Source organism: Streptomyces sp. NPDC059037 (genome assembly GCF_042740015.1).
GTDB lineage: Bacteria > Actinomycetota > Actinomycetes > Streptomycetales > Streptomycetaceae > Streptomyces.
This window is the reverse complement of record NZ_JBHYIG010000210.1, coordinates 1-17,214: the sequence shown is the minus strand read 5'-3', so window position 1 is coordinate 17,214 and position 17,214 is coordinate 1. Positions and strand designations below refer to the sequence as shown.

The 17,214-nt window shown below is 69.3% G+C and carries 17 protein-coding genes; 3 read left to right on the top strand and 14 right to left on the bottom strand.

The window, feature by feature from the left end; translation table 11 throughout:
* Nucleotides 1–124 precede the first annotated feature (124 nt).
* From ACFWY6_RS32670 to ACFWY6_RS32615, 12 genes are all read right to left on the bottom strand, one after another.
* A complete protein-coding gene (locus ACFWY6_RS32670) occupies nucleotides 125–796 on the bottom strand; it encodes a response regulator (protein ID WP_384698119.1) in 672 nt (223 codons plus the stop codon).
* Nucleotides 793–2,022 (bottom strand): sensor histidine kinase, encoded by a 1,230-nt coding sequence (locus ACFWY6_RS32665; protein WP_384698116.1) that lies wholly within the window; start codon nucleotides 2,020–2,022, stop codon nucleotides 793–795. The genes ACFWY6_RS32670 and ACFWY6_RS32665 overlap by 4 nt, the downstream gene beginning before the upstream one ends.
* 63 nt (nucleotides 2,023–2,085) lie before the next feature.
* The gene (locus tag ACFWY6_RS32660; RefSeq protein WP_384698113.1) at nucleotides 2,086–2,886 is read right to left on the bottom strand and encodes an ABC transporter permease; all 801 of its coding nucleotides are present in this window, start codon (nucleotides 2,884–2,886) and stop codon (nucleotides 2,086–2,088) included.
* Nucleotides 2,883–3,827 carry an ATP-binding cassette domain-containing protein gene (locus ACFWY6_RS32655; protein ID WP_384698110.1) on the bottom strand — a complete coding sequence of 315 codons (945 nt, stop codon included), beginning with the start codon at nucleotides 3,825–3,827 and terminating at the stop codon, nucleotides 2,883–2,885. The genes ACFWY6_RS32660 and ACFWY6_RS32655 overlap by 4 nt, the downstream gene beginning before the upstream one ends.
* A gap of 105 nt (nucleotides 3,828–3,932) precedes the next feature.
* The gene (locus tag ACFWY6_RS32650) at nucleotides 3,933–5,534 is read right to left on the bottom strand and encodes a type VI secretion protein (protein ID WP_384698107.1); all 1,602 of its coding nucleotides are present in this window, start codon (nucleotides 5,532–5,534) and stop codon (nucleotides 3,933–3,935) included.
* A 3-nt stretch (nucleotides 5,535–5,537) separates the two neighbouring features.
* Complete coding sequence (locus ACFWY6_RS32645) at nucleotides 5,538–6,965, bottom strand: ATP-binding protein (RefSeq protein WP_266864866.1); 1,428 nt, start codon at nucleotides 6,963–6,965, stop codon at nucleotides 5,538–5,540.
* Between the two features lie 21 nt (nucleotides 6,966–6,986).
* Complete coding sequence (locus ACFWY6_RS32640) at nucleotides 6,987–8,585, bottom strand: SCO6880 family protein (protein ID WP_384698104.1); 1,599 nt, start codon at nucleotides 8,583–8,585, stop codon at nucleotides 6,987–6,989.
* Nucleotides 8,582–9,943: a hypothetical protein gene (locus ACFWY6_RS32635; protein WP_384698101.1), complete on the bottom strand. Its 1,362-nt coding sequence runs from the start codon at nucleotides 9,941–9,943 to the stop codon at nucleotides 8,582–8,584. Before ACFWY6_RS32635 ends, ACFWY6_RS32640 begins: the two co-directional genes overlap by 4 nt.
* A complete protein-coding gene (locus ACFWY6_RS32630; protein ID WP_384698099.1) occupies nucleotides 9,933–10,775 on the bottom strand; it encodes a hypothetical protein in 843 nt (280 codons plus the stop codon). The genes ACFWY6_RS32635 and ACFWY6_RS32630 overlap by 11 nt, the downstream gene beginning before the upstream one ends.
* Nucleotides 10,776–10,979: 204 nt before the next feature.
* Nucleotides 10,980–11,288 (bottom strand): hypothetical protein, encoded by a 309-nt coding sequence (locus ACFWY6_RS32625; RefSeq protein ID WP_160505898.1) that lies wholly within the window; start codon nucleotides 11,286–11,288, stop codon nucleotides 10,980–10,982.
* A 207-nt stretch (nucleotides 11,289–11,495) separates the two neighbouring features.
* Entirely contained in the window at nucleotides 11,496–13,247 is a 1,752-nt protein-coding gene (locus tag ACFWY6_RS32620; protein ID WP_384698096.1) for a hypothetical protein, read from the bottom strand.
* A gap of 82 nt (nucleotides 13,248–13,329) precedes the next feature.
* Nucleotides 13,330–13,551: a hypothetical protein gene (locus tag ACFWY6_RS32615; protein WP_361824664.1), complete on the bottom strand. Its 222-nt coding sequence runs from the start codon at nucleotides 13,549–13,551 to the stop codon at nucleotides 13,330–13,332.
* Nucleotides 13,552–13,645: 94 nt separating this feature from the next.
* Between ACFWY6_RS32615 and ACFWY6_RS32610 the strand changes: the two genes are divergently transcribed.
* Together ACFWY6_RS32610 and ACFWY6_RS32605 are read left to right on the top strand one after the other, a co-directional pair.
* Nucleotides 13,646–14,419: a TetR/AcrR family transcriptional regulator gene (locus tag ACFWY6_RS32610; protein ID WP_384698093.1), complete on the top strand. Its 774-nt coding sequence runs from the start codon at nucleotides 13,646–13,648 to the stop codon at nucleotides 14,417–14,419.
* 95 nt (nucleotides 14,420–14,514) lie between these two features.
* On the top strand, nucleotides 14,515–15,159 hold the full coding sequence (locus ACFWY6_RS32605) for an NADPH-dependent F420 reductase (RefSeq protein WP_384698090.1): 645 nt from the start codon (nucleotides 14,515–14,517) through the stop codon (nucleotides 15,157–15,159).
* Nucleotides 15,160–15,185: 26 nt separating this feature from the next.
* Here ACFWY6_RS32605 and ACFWY6_RS32600 read toward each other — a convergent pair whose 3' ends face one another.
* Nucleotides 15,186–15,905 carry a DUF4232 domain-containing protein gene (locus ACFWY6_RS32600; RefSeq protein ID WP_384698087.1) on the bottom strand — a complete coding sequence of 240 codons (720 nt, stop codon included), beginning with the start codon at nucleotides 15,903–15,905 and terminating at the stop codon, nucleotides 15,186–15,188.
* A 232-nt stretch (nucleotides 15,906–16,137) separates the two neighbouring features.
* A complete protein-coding gene (locus ACFWY6_RS32595) occupies nucleotides 16,138–16,413 on the bottom strand; it encodes a hypothetical protein (protein ID WP_384698084.1) in 276 nt (91 codons plus the stop codon).
* Here ACFWY6_RS32595 and ACFWY6_RS32590 point away from each other — a divergent pair.
* A complete protein-coding gene (locus ACFWY6_RS32590; RefSeq protein ID WP_384698082.1) occupies nucleotides 16,412–16,873 on the top strand; it encodes a hypothetical protein in 462 nt (153 codons plus the stop codon). The two genes, ACFWY6_RS32595 and ACFWY6_RS32590, sit on opposite strands and share 2 nt — an antisense overlap.
* Nucleotides 16,874–17,214: the final 341 nt, after the last annotated feature.

Here is a 17,214-nt window from a genome sequence, read left to right as displayed (position 1 = left end):
AGCGCCGATGGTACTGCAGGGGGGACCCTGTGGGAGAGTAGGACGCCGCCGAACTATTTTTGAATGGGAAACCCCCGCACCGGGATACGGTGCGGGGGTTTTCTGCGTTTAGGCCACAAAGGCCTTACGACGGCCTCACCAATTTCGTGTCGTACGCCAGAATCACCGCCTGCACCCTGTCCCTCGCCCCCGTCTTGGCGAGAATGCGGCCCACGTGTGTCTTCACCGTGGATTCCGCGAGGTGCAGACGCGTCGAGATTTCCGCATTCGTCCAGCCCTGGCCGATGACCGTCAGGATTTCGCGTTCGCGGTCTGTGAGAGAGGCCAGGCGCGGGTGAGCAGATGGATCGGCGGGGGCCGAGCCGGCCGTCGGGAGATGGTCCGCGTACGTGTCGAGGAGGCGGCGGGTCAGGCTAGGGGCGACCACCGCGTCGCCCGATGCGACCGCGCGGATTCCGGAGAGGAGTTCCTCGGGCAGGGCGTCCTTGATGAGGAAGCCGGAGGCGCCGGCGCGCAGGCCTTCGTAGGCGTACTCGTCCAGGTCGAACGTCGTGAGGATCAGTACGCGGGTGCGGTCGCCCGATGCGACGATGCGCCGCGTGGCCTCGATGCCGTCCAGGCCGGGCATGCGGATGTCCATCAGGGCGACGTCCGGGTGGAGCTCGGCCGTCATGCGGATCGCCTCGCTGCCGTTGCCGGCCTCGCCCGCCACCGTCATGTCGTCCTGGCTCTCCAGGAGCATGCGGAAGCCGAAGCGCTGCATGGGCTGGTCGTCGACGATGAGCACGGTCGTCACGTTGTCGTCTCACTGTCCTTGGGGAGATGGAGGTGGACCCGCCAGCCGCCGGGTGGATGGGGGAGTGGTCCGGCCTCAAGTGTGCCGTCGTACAGGGAAGTTCGCTCGCGCATTCCGGTCAGCCCGCGGCCGCTGCCGGGGGTCTTTCCGATGCCGCCGCCGACCCCGGTGTCCGTGACGTCGACCGTCACGCCCTCCGTGGTGTAGCTGACGTCCACGGTCGCCGTGGCGTCCGGGCCCCCGTGCTTGAGTGTGTTCGTCAGGGCTTCCTGGACCACGCGGTAGAGGGTGAGCTGGCGGCCCGCGGGGACCGAGTCCGGGCGGCCGCGGACCGTGCTGCGGACGGGGAGGCCCGCGGCCCGTACGCCGTCGATGAGTTGGTCCAGGTCGGTCAGGGCGGGCTGTGGGGAGCGCTCGGCCGTGGCGGGGGTCTCGTCGCGCAGGACGTCGAGGAGGCGGCGGAGTTCGGAGAGGGCCTGGCGGCTTGTGGTGCCGATGGCTTCGAGGGCTTGGGCGGCGCGTTCGGGGGACTTGGCGGCGGCGTACGAACCGCCGTCCGCGAGGCCCGTGATGACGGAGAGGTTGTGGCCGATGATGTCGTGCATCTCGCGGGCGATGCGGGTGCGTTCGGCGGCCGTGGCGAGCTGGGCCTGCTGGTCGCGCTCGACCTCGAGCTGGCGGGCGCGTTGGACGAGGGCCTCGGTGTAGTCCTGGCGGGAGCGCACCGCGATGCCGAAGAGCGCGACGAGGGCGTACGCCCACACGTTCGGGATGATCTGCTGGTCCCAACTGCCCTCCGGGTAGCGGATGGTGCCGACGACGAGGGGGACCGTCATCATGAGGCCCGCCCAGCCGAGCGTCTTCAGGGGCAGCCGCATCGCGACGTTGAACAGGACGATCATCTGGATGAGGGAGGCCTGGAGCATGGCGCCGCTCCAGCTGCTGACCACGCCCGTCGCCACCATGACCGCGAGGACCGTCATGGGGTGGCGGCGGCGCCACAGCAGCGGGACCGAGAGGCCCAGGCTCATCAGGAAGATCAGCGGGCCCGGCACATCCGTGTTGGGCGCGATGTTGCGCCAGCCGCCGTCGGCGTCGATGAGGGCGGCGGCCACGAAGAAGCCGGTGACCAGCAGATCCCAGACCAGCGGGCGGCGCCTGTCGAAGGCGCGCACCCGCTGGGTCCAGCGCTGGAGGAACTGGGTGATGGGCAGCGGCTCGGTCACGGCCTCATCCTCGTACAGAGAATCGTCGTACAGAGGTCCTTCATTCCTGGCCTCGTGGGGATGTCATACGTCGCGACGCTTGAGGAGTGCCGACGCCGCCGCGATGATCGCCGCCGCCCACAGGGCGAGGGTGAACAGGGCCGTGCCCGGGGCGATCGTGTTCTCCACCCGGGTCACCGAGCCGAGCGAGCTCGCCGCCTGGGCGGGGAAGTACCGGATGGCGGTGTCCACGGCGCCGAAGGGCAGCATCGCCAGGACCTCGGGCAGGATGAGGACCGACCCGACGAACGCGCCGATGGCACCGGGCACCGAGCGGAGCAGGGCGCCGAGGCCGAGCGCGATGAGGCTCAGGAGGGTGATGGCCGCGGCGCTGGTCGCGAGGGCGCCAAGGACGCCGTCGTCCGTGAGGGACAGCTCCTTGTCGCTGCCGGAGAGCCAGATCTGTGCCGTGAGGAACGTGACGACGTTGGTCACGAGGCACACCGTGAAGGCGATGGCCGTGAAGATGCCGGCCTTGGACCACAGGACGGGCAGGCGGTGCGGGACTGCGGTGAGCGAGGCGCGGATCATGCCGGTCGAGTACTCGCCCGCGGTGACGAGGATGCCGAGGACGGCGAGGCAGATCTGGGAGAGCTGGGTGCCGAACAGGGTGAAGACGACCGTGTCGATCTCGGCGTCGTCCCCGTCGTAGGTGACGCCCATCGTGATGCCGACGGCGAGCACCAGGGCTGCCGCCGTGAGCAGGGTGATCCAGGTGGAGCGGAGCGTCCACAGCTTGTGCCACTCGGAGCGCAGCACGCCCTTGGTGGTGAGGCGGTAGGGCGCGGGGGCCGCGGCGTTCGCGGGGTGCTGGAGGGTGCTCATGCCGCTGCTCCTTCTGGCTGGGGGAGGGGTGTGGAGGCGACGTACTCGACCGAGTCCCGGGTGAGGTCCATGAACGCCTGCTCCAACGAGGCGGTGTGCGGGGTGAGTTCGAAGAGGGGGATGCCGTGGGCGGCGGCGGTGCGGCCGATGTGCTCGGCGTCCGTGCCGCGCACGTCGAGGGTGCCGGGGGTGTCCACGGTGATCTCCACACCCGGCCCCGCGAGGAGCTCGCTCAGGACGCCCGCCTCGGGGGTCACGACCTTCACGGCGCCGGTGCCGGACTCGCGTACGAAGCGTTCGACGGTGGTGTCGGCGAGGAGCCTGCCCCGGCCGATGATGATCAGGTGCTCGGCGGTCAGCGCCATCTCGCTCATGAGGTGCGAGGAGACGAGGACCGTACGGCCTTCTGCGGCAAGGGACTTGAGGAGGTTGCGGATCCACAGGACGCCCTCGGGGTCGAGGCCGTTGACCGGCTCGTCGAGGATGACGGTGGCCGGGTCGCCGAGCAGGGCGGCCGCGATGCCCAGGCGCTGGCCCATGCCGAGGGAGAAGCCCTTGACGCGCTTGCGGGCGACGTCGTGGATGCCGGCCAGGTCGAGGACGGCGTCGACGCGGCTCTTGGGGATGGAGTGGGTGTGGGCGAGCGCCATGAGGTGGTGGTACGCGGAGCGCCCCGGGTGGACGGAGCGGGCTTCGAGCAGCGCGCCGACTTCGTGCAGGGGCGCGGGGTGTGTGGCGTAGGCGCGGCCGCCGATGGTGGCACGGCCGCGGGTCGGTGCGTCGAGGCCGAGGAGCATCCGCATGGTGGTGGACTTGCCCGCCCCGTTGGGGCCGAGGAAGCCGGTGACGGTGCCCGGAAGGACCTCGAACCCGAGGTCGTCGACAGCCTTTTTTGCGGGCTTGCCGCCGTAGTGTTTGGTCAGTCCGTATGCCCTAATCATGGCTACGATGCTGGCGCTCGCGGCGGCGCGGATCGTCGGACCGCGGGCGGGAGGTGGCGGCGGCGGGTAGTACCCGGGTACGACCGTGACCCTGAGGGGGAGCTCCTAGGAGGCGCCCGGCAGTTCGCGGTCCGGCCAGCGGGATCTGCCCTGTTCCTGTGAGCGGAGCAGGGCCAGGGTCGGGAGGCCCTGGTCGGAGCCGTTCGCGAGCAGGTCCGGCAGTTGGGGCAGCGGGGCCACCGCGGCGACATCGTCGAGGACCAGCGTCATTGGTGGGTCGAGCCGACCGGAGGATGACCGTTCGGCCATGCGCCGGCCGTGCTCGACCACGCTTGCGGCGAGTGCCGTGAGAAGCGGCATCGCGCCAGGTCCCTTGGGTGACTTGGGGTCTTCGATTGCTTCACCCACCACGAAAAGCGTGCCCCCTTCATCCACGAAGGAATCCAGCGTGAGGGCATCAGTTCGGTTTGGGGTGCAGGCTTCGCGGATGTTGACCGTGAAAAGGGCGGAGAGGGCCCGTGCGGTCAACTCCTGGGCCATGTCGCGGCGTTCGGGGTACGCCGTGAGCGCCGCCTCCAGTTCGCCGGCGGAGCCGGATGCGGCCTTCTGGTGCGTACGGAGGATCCGTACCGCCTCTTGTACTTGGGTGCCCTGGGACCAGCGGTGGACGTGCTTGATGGGGCGGTTGTCCACCGCGGCGGCGTGCAGGAAGCTGCGGAGGAGGGTTTCCGCGGTGTCCGCGACGGCTGTGTCCAGCTTGGCGCTCGGCCTTATGGCGGCCAGCAGGGCGGTGGCCCGGTGGGCCGCCGTTGCCTTGTCCTCGCAGTTTCTGGTCGGGGACCAGTGGAGTCGTGCGGGGGTGTCGCAGAGGTGGGTGGGGTCGTAGACGAGGACGGGGCCGAGCTTGGCCCGGGCGTCTTTTGTCTCTTCCCAGAGGGTGGGGTCCGAGGTGATGACCAGGGCTGCGGCTTCGGCGTCCCGGATTGCCTGTACTGCCAGGGGCCTGCGGGTCTCTTGGGGGCCGAGTACCAGGGGTGTACGGGGGCTGGGGACCGATGGGGTCTCGGTGCTGTGTGGTGTGGAGCCGTCGCCTGTGTCCTGCTCGACGCCCTGTTCATCGGTGCCCGGCGGTGTGGCGCTGTCCCCGGTGTCTTGCTCGACGCCCGTTTCATCGGCAACCGGCGCTGAAGGCTGTGCCCACCCGTTCCGCCCTGCGGAACGCCTGCCCACAGCGGGAGCGGCAGCAGCAGCCTGAACGGCAGCAGCCTGAGCGGAACCAGCCTGAGCAACCGGCATTCGCCGTGCCCTTCGCACCGCCCGCCACCGCGTGAACGTACCCATCACGAAGATCGTCAAGACGACCAGCACCATCAGCTGGCCGATCAGCAGGCCCCAGAAGAGGCCGTACCCCGAAAGCTGGTCGGCCGGGGTCTGTGGCCATGCTCCCGCCACATCGTGGGGCTGCTGGATCAGGTGCCGCATGGCCGGCGGCGTACGACCGAACGTCACTGCACGCGGCCAGGAGCCGTGCGTGAACCAGCCCGCGAGGCCCGTCGCCGACCAGGTGAGCACCGTCATGCCGAGGACGAAGGCCAGGCCGCCGACCAGCAGGCCGTCGGGGATGCCGCGCTCGCGCGACTCGCGGCGGCCGCCCCGCTCCCGGTACTCGGGCTCAGAGTGCCGGTACTCCCGGTCCCGGTACGGCATCGCTCACGCCACCCCGGAACGCGACGACGACGGGTCGTTCATCTGCTGCTCCATGTACGCCGCCCGCTCCTCCGCCTCCAGTTCGGCGGCCCGCAGCGGATCGTCGTCCGGGAGATCCGTGAGGTCCGCCGAGGATTCCGTCATGGCCCGGTCGGTGAAGACCAGCGGCCGTTCCGTCTCCGTGATCAGGTGCTTGACCACTTGGACATTGCCGTTCACGTCCCATACCGCGATGCCGGGGGTGAGCGTGGGGATGATCTCCACCGCCCACCGGGGCAGCCCGAGCACCCGTCCCGTCGCTCTCGCCTCGTCCGCCTTCTGGGCGTAGATCGTCCTCGTGGACGCCATCTTCAGGATCGCGGCGGCCTCCTTGGCCGCCGCCCCGTCGACCACGTCGGACAGGTGGTGGACCACCGCCACGAAGGAGAGACCGAGCCGTCGGCCGAACTTCAGCAGGCGCTGGAACAGCTGGGCCACGAAGGGCGAGTTGATGATGTGCCAGGCCTCCTCGACCAGGAAGATGCGCTTCTTCCTGTCCGGGCGGATCCACGTGTGCTCCAGCCAGACGCCCACGATGGCCATCAGGATCGGCATCGCGATCGAGTTCCGGTCGATGTGGGAGAGGTCGAAGACGATGAGGGGCGCGTCCAGATCGATGCCGACCGTCGTCGGGCCGTCGAACATGCCGCGAAGGTCACCGTCGACAAGGCGGTCAAGGACCAGCGCCACGTCCAGACCCCAGGCCCGCACGTCGTCTATGGCGACGTTCATCGCTTCCGCGGACTCCGGTTCCGGGTGGCGCAGCTGTTCCACGATGTCCGTCAGGACCGGCTGCCGCTCGACGATCGTCTCGTTCACGTACGCGTGCGCGACCTTCAGCGCGAAGCCCGAGCGCTCGTCGAGCCCGTGCCCCATCGCGACCTCGATGATCGTCCGGAGCAGCGCGAGCTGACCGGTCGTCGTGATCGCCGGGTCGAGGGGATTCAGCCGGATCCCCATGTCAAGGGCGGCCGTCGGGTCGAGCCGGATGGGAGTTATCCCCAGCTCCTGGGCGATGAGGTTCCACTCGCCGACGCCGTCCTCGCCCTGCGCGTCCAGGACGACGACCTGCCGGTCCTTGAAGCGCAACTGCCGCAGTACGTACGTCTTCTCGAGCGCCGACTTGCCGTTGCCGGACTCGCCGAGCACCAGCCAGTGCGGCGCCGGCAGCTGCTGCCCGTACAGCTGGAAGGGGTCGTAGATGTAGCCCTTGCCGGAGTACACCTCGCGCCCGATGATCACGCCCGAGTCGCCGAGGCCCGGCGCGGCCGTCGGCAGGTAGACCGCCTGGGCCTGCCCCGTCGACGTACGGACCGGAAGCCTGGTCGTCTCGACCTTCCCGAAGAGGAAGGACGTGAAGGCGTCCGTGAGGACGGTCAGCGGATCCCGCATCTCAACAGCCTGCCTCTGCGTCTAGCGTCGGATGCCGGTCGCGAACGGCAGCGTATTGACGAAGGCCCTGTGGTGCTCGCGGTCGCACCACTCCAGCTTCAGATACGACTTCCCGGCCGAGGCCCGGATGGTGCGCTTGTCGCGGGCGAGGGACTCCGGGGACCGGGACGAGACGGTGATGTAGCCGACCAGATTCACGCCGGCCGCGCCGCTCGCCAGGTCCTCGCCGCGCTGGTCGAGGCGGGAGTGCGAGGCGACGTCGCGCGGGTCGACCGTGCGGTTCAGCTTGGCCTGGCGGCTGGCCTCCGCCTCGTCGTTGGTCTTCTCCGTCAGCATGCGCTCGATGGCGACCTCGGTGGGTTCGAGGTCCATCGTCACGGCCACCGTCCTGATGACGTCCGGGGTGTGGACGAGCAGCGGGGCGAGGAAGTTGACGCCGACGGGTGTCATCGGCCACTCCTTCACCCAGGCCGTGGCGTGGCACCAGGGCGCGCGGGACGAGGACTCGCGGGTCTTGGCCTGGAGGTAGGTGGGCTCCATGGCGTCGAGTTCGGCGGGCCAGGCGTTCCGTTTCGTCATGGCCTGGATGTGGTCGATGGGGTGGTCCGGGTCGTACATCGAGTGCACGAGGGACGAAAGCCGCCCTTGCCCCAGCGGCTGCCGTACGCGGATGTCGGCTTCCTGGAGCCGCGAGCAGATGTCGGTGAGCTCGCGCGCCATGACGACGGCGAGACCGGCGTCCTTGTCGAGCTTGCGGCGCGCCGTGAATGGGGTCTCCCCTGCTCGAGCGGAGCCGAGAGCTTGGGGAAGGGCCGCGCGCGCCATGGCCTGGGCCTCGGCGGCGAGGTCGCGCGAGTAGTGCATACAGGCCACCAGATAGGCGCGGTGCTGCTCGCTGCTGGTGGAGACCATCGACTGGAGCTGTTCGTACGACTGCTGCAGCCAGGGCAGCGCCCGGTCGTCGCCGCGCACGCTGACGTCCTTGGCGTGGGCGTCCGGGTCGGCGGGAAGGGTGCGGGCAAGCATCTGAAGCCGCGTCACAAACCCATCACCATTGGCGACATGCTTGAGCAGCGTCCCGAACCGGTCGACGAGCGCTTCCTGGTCCTCGGAGTCCCGGAGCCCGACGCCCGGCCCCTCGATCTCGATGGCGGCGGTTACGGTCCGCCGGTCGGCGTGCAGCAGTACGGCGATCTCGTCAGGCCCGAAGGGCGCGGCGAGCCAGCTGATGCGGCCGATGCCGGGCGGCGGGCCGACCTCGACCTCCTTGCCGTCGAAGCGGACGCCCGCTTCGGGGGCGGCGGAGCGGTAGGCGGTGCCGCGCTTCAGCGACCTCTTGTAACTCCGGTTGATCTCGAACCACTTGAAGAAGGTCCGGCCCTTGTACGGGACGTACACCGCGGCGATGGCCAGCATCGGGAAGCCCATGAGGAGCACGATGCGCAGGGAAAGGACGGGGACGAGGAGCCCGCACATCATCCCGAGGAAGGCTCCCGCGATGATCAGCGCGATCTCTCCGGTCTCCCGGTTCTTGCCGACGATCGCGTTCGGCCGCGCGCGGCCGATCAGATATGTGCGGCGGGGCGCGACCGGTTGCGACACGTGGGACTGGGTCGTCAACGCCCTTCACCTCCCGTGCGTTTGTTGCCTGAGCCGTTTCCGGTGCTGCCTGAGCCGCGGTTGCGCGCGTGCGGCGTGCTGGTCGCGCTGTTGCTGCGCGGCGCGGGTGTGGCGGAGGGGACAGATCCGCCGCCGTTCGATGAGGCGCCGCCGCCTCCGCCTCCGGAGGGGCGGCTGCTGTGGGCGGCCATTCCGCCGCTCGCCGCGTTGGCGGGCCGCGCCTGACCGCCGCCTCCGCCGCCGTTGCCCCGGGAGCTGTGGGTCTTGATGCCCTGGGAGACGAGGGACGCGGGGGAACTGATGACGGCTGCGGCCTTGTTCTCGGCGCCGCGCATGATCCGGTTGTTCCGGGAGTTGGCGATCTCGTCCCCGAAGCCCGGCACGAAGCGGTAGATCATGGCGCTCGCGAAGATGGCGAGCAGGATGATCGAGAGCCCGGAGACGACGGCCGAGAACGAGTCGGGCCCGTCGTCGGCGGAGAGCGCGCCCGCGAGGCCGAGCACGATGACGATGATGGGTTTGACGAGGATCACCGCGATCATGATCCCGGCCCAGCGCCGGACGTGCGTCCACAGGTTCTTGTCGACGAGCCCGGCATAGACGACGGTGCCGAGCAGCGCGCCCACGTAGAGCAGCGCGGCCCGGATGACGAGCTCCAGCCACAGCACGCCGGCGGCGAGGATCGACACGAGCGAGACGACGATCAGCATGATCGGCCCGCCGCCGATGTCCTCGCCCTTCTTCAGGGCGCCGGAGAACGTCCCGAAGAACGTGTCCGTCTGACCGCCCGTCGCCTTCGCGATGACGTCCGTGACGCCGTCGGTCGCGGATACGACGGTGTAGAGGATCAGCGGTGTGAAGGCGGAGGCGAGGACCGTCAGCCAGAGGAACCCGATGGCTTCGGAGAGCGCGGTGGTGAGGGGGACGCCTCTCACTGCGCGTTTGGCGACTGCGAGGAGCCAGAGGAGCAGGGTCAGGATGGTCGACGCGGCGAAGACGACCGCGTACTGCTTGAGGAAGGTGGGGTTCGTGAAGTCGACCTCGGCGGTCTCCTTCACGGCGGAGGACAGCTTGTCCACCGTCCAGGAGGCGGCGTCCGCGCAGCCCTTCGCCAGGGAGGAGAGGGGGTCGAGGGTGGAGTTCAGGGGGTCGTCGGTGGGGTACTTGCCGTCGCCGCCTGCGCTGCCGCCGTCTTGGCCTTTTTCGCAGTACTTCTTTGCGGGCCCCGCGATCAGCTCGCAGGGGTCGTCTTTGGGTTCCGGCGCCGCGACGGCACGCGTGGCCAGCAGCACTGCTGCGGTCTGCGTGGCCGCGACAAGGGCGGTGATCCTGAGCGCGCGGTGTGGGCTACCGGGCATACGTGAACCCTCCGAACTCCTTGACCGCGTCTCCGATCTCTTCAGCCCCTGAGATGGGGTTGTCGCCGTTCACGGGCGTGGGACCGGTCTTCTGGCGGGACTCCAGGACCTTCCAGTCACCGTCGCTCCAGTTCAGCTTCATGGTTACGGTGAACCAGCTGCCGGTGACGGGGTTGGTGGAGCTCTCGCCGGTGAGCCCGAACAGACCGCTGCACCAGACCTCGACGGTGGCGCTGCTGTCGCTGTAGCTCTTGACCTTGGTGCCGGCCGGCAGCGTGCGGTTCACGAAGGTGCTGCCCGCGGGTGCTGTGCCTTTGTCGTTCAGGCCGATCTTCTTCAGGAAGGCAGGCGAGTAGTCCGCGTCGAAGCCGCTCTGGAGCGTGTCCAGCCTGCTGGGATCAGCGACGGCCTGCACGATCTCGTGCCGTCGGGCCTGGTTGAACATCCCGTCAGAACCCAATGCAGACGCGTAGTTCGCCGCTGCCGACTGCGCACCCTGGTCACTCTGGGCGAACCCAGAGGGGATCCCGGCGTTCTTCCCGTCGACTGGCTTCTCGCCCGTCGCAGACGTAGGCGCCGCCCCGGCCTTCTTACCTTCCCCACCCCCGGCGGGCTCCTCCCCTCCCCGGTTCGCGAAAGCGATCGCTGCGATCAGCAGGACCACCACACCCACCACCGTCACGAGACTCCGTGACGAGGACCGTGAAGAACGGCCGGATCTGCGCGCTCCCCCGTAGACGTCCTGGCCGCCCCCCTCGCCCTCGGGGAGCCGCGTCCGCGTCTCGCCCGATCCGCCGAAGAGGCCATCGTTCCGCTCGTCGTCGGGACTCATGCCGCGTACGCCCCCTCAACCTCTCGGTGAACCGCCACGTACGACGGTAGCCGTGCTGGTTCCCGCGCGGGCGCGGTGTGGTGACTCGACATCAGGGAGTTGCAACCTCAGCCGGTGGGCACGACGGATGGGTGGTGTGGAGGGGGACAGGGGGAGGGGACAGGGGAGAAGACGGGGGACGTGTGGAGGGAGGGGACGAGGCGGCTAGACCGCCATCCCGTACACGATGGTGAAGACCGTGCCGAGCGAGCCGATGATGAAGACGCCGGTCAGGCCCGCGATGATCAGGCCCTTGCCCTGCTCGGCGCTGAAGGTGTCGCGCAGAGCCGTCGCGCCGATCCGCTGTTTGGCCGCGCCCCAGATCGCAATGCCGAGACAGAGGAGGATGGCGATCGCCATCACGACCTCGATCATCACCCGTGCCTCGTTGCCCAGGCTCCCGAAGGGACCCCAGTCGGGGGCGATCCCGCCGATGATGGTGGTGATGTCGCCCTTTTCGGCTGCCATAAGCATGTGTAACTCACCGCCCCTAGTGGGTTGTTCTGTCACCTCTGCCTACCGCAGTACAGAGGACAGCTCATTCTCGCCGACAAACGGGCCAGTGCATGTCGACTTGGCGTCATTCGTTGGCTGAAACGCATGATCACTCTGTGTATCACGCTGGGTGACGCCGGGCAATGACGGCCCGGCGTGCCCTCTGACCAGGTCTCACATCATGCTTCACGTAAGCCAGTCGGCGTCATCCAGGTCGTCGAGGTCGTCGAGGTCGTCGAGGTCGCCGAGTCCGCCGCCCGTCACGACGTACGAGCAGTCGGTGTAGCGGTAGCCGGGCCTGACCTGGCTGCCCTCGGTGTTGTTGCGGACGCTTCCCGCGCTGCCCGCGCCCCGCTTGTAGAGGAAGTGGTACTCGCCGGCAGGCAGCCGCAGCGTCTTCTTCGGGTGGCCCTTGCCCGCGAGGCAGGCCTTCTTGCCCTGGGCCTTGGTCGTGTACGTCTTGCAGTTGCCGCAGGACGTGAGCTTGAGGGTGCCGGTGGTGGGCCCGGTGTAGAGGACCTCGAGCGGTCCTGGGCCGCCGTTCTCGATGACGTACTCCAGTTTCGCGCCGCCCGGCGACTTGGTGGGCGGCAGGCTCCGTCCTGCCTGGGGGCGGTCGGCGGCGATCTCGGCGGCGATGGCGATCTGCTTGGCGCGGTCGCGTTTGCCGTTGCCCCGGTAGGTGTCGGCGAAGTCGTTGAGCGTCTTGGCGGACGCGGCGAACTTGCCGTCCTCGAACTCGTCGACCCCGCAGGCGTACGCCCCGGACTCCACCGCGCTCTCGGCGTCGCCGCTGAGCCCGTCGCCCGCGTCGTCGGGGAGAGCCTTCGCGGTGGAGCCGATGTTGCGGAGCTCGTCGGTGGCCTGGCAGGGGTCGCTGCCCTTCAGATCCGACGAGCGCTCGTCGATGGCGTCACGGATGGCGGGCTCGACCTTCCCGGCCTGGTCGGAGTCGGGGAACGTACGCAGCAGCTCACCGAACTGACCGCTGCCGCCCGCGGCCGTCCCGAGGCCTTGGGTGCCGCATTCGTAGAGCGAGGTGGCGAGGCGGTCGTCGGGCCAGGTGGCGAGGGAGCCGAGGCGGTCCTTGCCGAGGTCGTCGGGGAGGGTGCGGAGGTACTTGAGGGGTTCGAGGGCGTCGCAGTACTTGCGCTCCTCGTAGGGGGTTGCGATGGACTCGTAGTACGTCTTCAGGCTGTCCGGCACGCGGTCGGCGGCCTTCGAGCCGGGGTGGTCGTCGCCGAGGTCGCGGTAGACGGCGAGGGCGGAGCGGTAGTCGTCCTTGGCGGAGTCGAAGGGCCGGCCGTCGGCAGCGCTGACGATCTTGTCGGCCTTCTCCAGGCGGTCGAGCAGCATCTCCTCGATGGCGTCGTCGCGCGCGCCGTCGTACGCGATGACGCCGCCGGCCGGCACGGCGAGCAGCACGAGGCCGAGCCCGACGGCGATGGGTGCGCGCAGCGGCCAGGTGTGCCGGGGGCTGCGCAGGGCGCGGCGTGCCCCGTCGGCGGCGGCCAGGACCAGGAGGGTCACATAGCCGATGAGTACGCCGCCGGGTACGCCGTCCACGTCGGCGGGCAGCGCCACGAAGAGCAACCCGGCGGTCGCGGCCCAGCAGAGGGCGGCCGGCAGCCACCGCTTGAGCAGGACGTAGCCGAGGCCGAGGCCGGTGAGGTTGAGCAGGGCGGTGGAGAGGGCTTGGAGGGCGTCAGGGGGCGGAGGGGGTGGAGGGGGCGGCCCGGCCGCGGGTGGCCCGACGGTGGGCGGGGCGGCGGGCGGCGGTGGGACGACGGGTGGCGGCGGCCCGAACTGGCCGCCTGGGCCGCTCTGACCGCCTTGGCCGCCTTGGCCGCTCTGACCGCCTTGGCCGCTCTGACCGCCTTGAGGCGCTTCCCCCTGATTGGCGCCCGGTACCGAGTCGTGCGGTTCCCCAGGTTGCATTTGCGGCTCCCCCCAGCCGGTGCATGCAGCGCGCGTTGATTTGCGCCCAATTCCCCTACGATCGGGGAAAGTCGGACACCCGTCAACTGCGCCGACCCAGCGCCTTCGCCCGGGTGTGGGACCAGCCGGTCAGGAGGACTCCGGCGGCGAGCGCCACGGTGTAGGCGGTCAGGAGGGCGGGGAAGCCGCCGGGTATCCAGCCGAGGAAGCCGTTGTAGTCGTGGTCGATGAGCAGTCGGATGAGGCCTTGCGCCGAGAAACACATCAGGACTGCGCCGAGGATCTGCAGGATGTCGTACTTCACGTTACGAACGTATCAGCGCGAGATGCGAAATCCCTTTGCTATGAGCCCCTTTCTCTTAATTACGTCACACATTCTAAGTCCTATAGTGGATGGTGTGCGTGACGAAAAGAATGCTCGGGAGACGGCCCGCTGCACGGTCTGCCGTGCGGAAATGAGCACGGCGGGCAAGCGCGGCCGCCCCGCCCTCTACTGCTCCCGCAGCTGCCAGGCGAGGGCCTACCGGCGCCGGAAGCTGACCCCCGCCCCCGAGGCCGCCCGCCCCGCGGACACGGTGACGAGCGCGCAGTCGCGCAAGCGGCGCCGCCAGATCGCCGAGGCGGTGTGGCGCATCGCCGCCGAGCGGGGCCTGGACGCGGCGAGCATGCGGGAGATCGCGGCGGAGGCCGGGGTGTCGCTCCGTGTCGTCCAGTACCACTTCGGCAGCAAGCACCAACTCCTGGTGACCGCCCTGCACCTGCTCCACCGCGAGAACGAACGCCTGGCCAGGACCCGCGTCCACTTCGACCCCGCGAACCTGCGCGGGGTCCTGAGCGCGATGCTCGACGAGTTCCTGCCCCTGGACGCCCAACGGACCATGGCGCTGCGGGTGTTCTCCGCGTACTACGCCCGCAGCCTCACCGACCCGGCCATCGCGGCGGTCTTCCTGAGCGACGAGCACCCCCTGGAGGACCTGATCGCCGGCTTCATCGCCATGGCCCAGACGAACGGCCAGACGGCCCCCGGCCTGGACGCCCGCCGAGAGGCGGACCTGCTGGTGGCGGCGGCGGTCGGACTGGGCGGGGACGTACTGCACGAGCGCCGCACGCTGGATGACGTACGCGCCACGCTCGACTACCACTTGGCGAAGATCTTCAGCCCGGCGGCCTAGCCATCGCTCGGGCTTCTGGAGTACGTCGTCGGGATGAGCGGGCTTGGGACTCGGGCCCGATTTCCTTGCGGGCAGGCCCAATTAGCGTCCTGCCCATGCGAATTGGACTGCTTGGAACAGGAAATGTGGCGCGTGCGGTGGCAACTGGCTGGAGTGCGGCCGGACATGACGTCGTGTTGGGGTCGCGGAACCCCAAGGAGCGGGGAGAGGCCGAGGAGCTGAAGGGGTTCACCCTCGTCGGGCTCGGTGAGGCGGCCGCGCACGGTGAGGTGCTGGTGAACGCGACGCCGGGCACGGCTTCTATGGACGTACTGAAGGAGATCGGCGCGGCCGCTCTCGCCGGGAAGGTGCTTGTCGACATCGGGGTCGGCTATACCTTCACCGACACCATGGAGCTGTCCCACCCCAACTACAGCCTCAGCGAGGAGATTCAGCAGGAGTACCCCGAGCTGCGGGTGGTCAAGACGCTCGCCACCGTGGACCGGTTCGTGATGGTGGACCCGGCGAGTCTGGTGGGTCCGAGCACGATCTTCCTCTCCGGTGACGACGAGGCCGCCAAGGGGGTCACCCGTGGGCTGCTCGGCGACCTGGGATGGCCCGATGCCTCCCAGTTGGACCTGGGAGGCATCGTGACCGCGCGCGGTCAGGAACACTTCGCGCTGCTGTTCTCGGGCATCGCGGTGGCGATCGGCTCGTACGAGTTCGGCATCCAGGTGGTGCCGCAGCGGACCGCCTCTTAGCGAGGGGCGAGGCGGTGGCGCCGGGTTCAGCCGGCCGGGGAGTCGCTGACCTTCCCGACCGGGCTGATCTCCAGCTTCACTGCGCCCTCGCCGTCCGAGACCGGGAGCGTGCCCGCGGGCCAGTCGAGCGTGACGTGCTTCGTCTCGTTCGGGGGCGTCACGACGAGGTTGGTGATGCGGATGCCGGAGCCGCCCGTGTTGTTGTACGGGAACGTGATGTTGAAGGCGGCGGACTCGCCGTCCTTCAGGATGTCGGGGTGCGGGGCCTCGCCGTTCCGGTCGACGGAGAGGGTGTCGCCCGTGGACGCCGTCAGGTCGACTCCCGCGTAGCCGTTGATCGAGCAGTCGCGGCCGCCGCCGTTCTTGAAGACGACGGTGACGACGCCTTCCGTCTTGTCGGTGGTGTTGTCCGTGGCGTTCACTTCGAGCTCGTCCGTACGGCAGATGTCGATCTTGCCGTCGCTGTTGTCGCCGGTGCCGGCGGCGGTCCCCTGCGCGGCCTCGCCACCGCCGGTGGAGCCTTCGCCGCCGCTGGAGCCTTCACCGCCGGTCGAGGCTTCGCCCGATCCGCCGCCGGTGGTGCCGCCGGTGCCGCTGCCCTTGTCGTCGCTGCCCTTGTCCGCCGACGCGGCGGGGGACGTGGTCGAGGTGTCCGCCGACGCGTTGTCGTCGCCGTTGCAGGCGGTGAGCGAGAGGGTGGCGACGAGGCCGATGACGGCGGCGACTGCCTTGCGGGTGTGCTTCATGGGATCCCCCCGGAGTAGCTGTGCTGGTCTGTCTTGATCACAGCTAAGGGGGCGGGTCCCGGCGGGGGCAAGGAACGCCGGGTCATCCGGGACGCTGGAATGCTTCCAGGGGGTCTGACCTGCGGGGATGCCCCTTGCCTGGAACGCCGGGGTGGGATGCTCGAAGCCCGGTTTGATCATGGACATGCGGTTGCTCTAAGGTCCCGGCGTCATGACTCGGCGGGGGAACGGATCACACCATCATGCGTACGCGCTTCAGGCTGGCGGCGGTTGTCGGGGCGGCGGCTCTTGTTCTGACGGTCACCGGGTGTGAGGGGGATGAGGGGGGCAAGGGGGAGGGCGGCGGCGCGGACAGGGCTACGGGGTCCTCCACGCCCTCCACGCCCTCCGCGTCCTCCTCGTCCTCCTCGTCCTCCTCGTCCACCGCGTCTTCCGGTGACGGATCCGCTCGTAACGGCGGGGCCAGCGGTGGGCCCGAGGTCCGGCAGAAGATGATGCTGGACAACATGCCGGAGGCGAAGACCGTCATGGCGGCGGGCGAGTACCTTCAGCGCTTCACCACGTGTGACAGGTACAGCATCGATCCTTCCGATGAGCGCTACTACCCCATGGACGAGAAGTTCGACATGAGCTGGGGCGTGCAGTTCCGCGGGACCTGTGACGACGGTGCGGACGGCTGGATCCGGGTCTTCAAGACCAGCGACATGGAGAAGTTCCAGACGGCGTACAAGGCGGACCTCGCCGAGGAGATGAAGGGCGACGCGCTGGCGGACGTGGAGGGCGGGTTCGCCGTCGGCAAGGATTTCGCGGTGATCGCACCGGACGGAGAGACCCTCCGCGATCTCTCGGCCTCGGGGCTCCTGGAGCTGAACTGCAACCCGAACTTCCGGGTGCGGGGGGATGTGTCGACGGCGCCGGCGCTGGTTGACGGGTGTGTGCTGACGGATGAGTTTGTGGAGCCGGAGTAGGGGGCTTTGCTGGGCCGGTGGTGGTGTTCTTACCGGGGCCGCCCGGTTGTCCTGAGGTTGGCGGTTCCGGGCCGGGTGTAAAGGGCGCTCCTTCGTCGCGTCGGCTGCGCCGATTCCGCTGCGCTCCACCCTTGACACCCACCCCTCCACCGCGAGAAGCGAATTGACCGGGCGGCCACGAAGCGGGGCTCACGGGGACCACCCGGCGGGGCGTGCGGCTTGTCTGCCGGGTGCGGACCAGTTCGTAGCAGGCGCCGTGAGGCTGGATGAGTGCGCGGCCGGTCCGGGAATGGGTCCCGGTCTCGTCAAGCGTCTGACGACCGGATCTTCCGGGGTGGCCG

Coding starts and splice junctions, on each gene's coding strand:
- ACFWY6_RS32635 (WP_384698101.1), bottom strand. CDS start 9,943: ATGCCCGGTAGCCCACACCGCGCGCTCAGGATCACCGCCCTTGTCGCG.
- ACFWY6_RS32600 (WP_384698087.1), bottom strand. CDS start 15,905: ATGAAGCACACCCGCAAGGCAGTCGCCGCCGTCATCGGCCTCGTCGCC.
- ACFWY6_RS32605 (WP_384698090.1), top strand. CDS start 14,515: ATGCGAATTGGACTGCTTGGAACAGGAAATGTGGCGCGTGCGGTGGCA.
- ACFWY6_RS32595 (WP_384698084.1), bottom strand. CDS start 16,413: ATGTTGTCCAGCATCATCTTCTGCCGGACCTCGGGCCCACCGCTGGCC.
- ACFWY6_RS32645 (WP_266864866.1), bottom strand. CDS start 6,965: ATGCGGGATCCGCTGACCGTCCTCACGGACGCCTTCACGTCCTTCCTC.
- ACFWY6_RS32620 (WP_384698096.1), bottom strand. CDS start 13,247: ATGCAACCTGGGGAACCGCACGACTCGGTACCGGGCGCCAATCAGGGG.
- ACFWY6_RS32590 (WP_384698082.1), top strand. CDS start 16,412: ATGCCGGAGGCGAAGACCGTCATGGCGGCGGGCGAGTACCTTCAGCGC.
- ACFWY6_RS32655 (WP_384698110.1), bottom strand. CDS start 3,827: ATGATTAGGGCATACGGACTGACCAAACACTACGGCGGCAAGCCCGCA.
- ACFWY6_RS32660 (WP_384698113.1), bottom strand. CDS start 2,886: ATGAGCACCCTCCAGCACCCCGCGAACGCCGCGGCCCCCGCGCCCTAC.
- ACFWY6_RS32625 (WP_160505898.1), bottom strand. CDS start 11,288: ATGCTTATGGCAGCCGAAAAGGGCGACATCACCACCATCATCGGCGGG.
- ACFWY6_RS32630 (WP_384698099.1), bottom strand. CDS start 10,775: ATGAGTCCCGACGACGAGCGGAACGATGGCCTCTTCGGCGGATCGGGC.
- ACFWY6_RS32650 (WP_384698107.1), bottom strand. CDS start 5,534: ATGCCGTACCGGGACCGGGAGTACCGGCACTCTGAGCCCGAGTACCGG.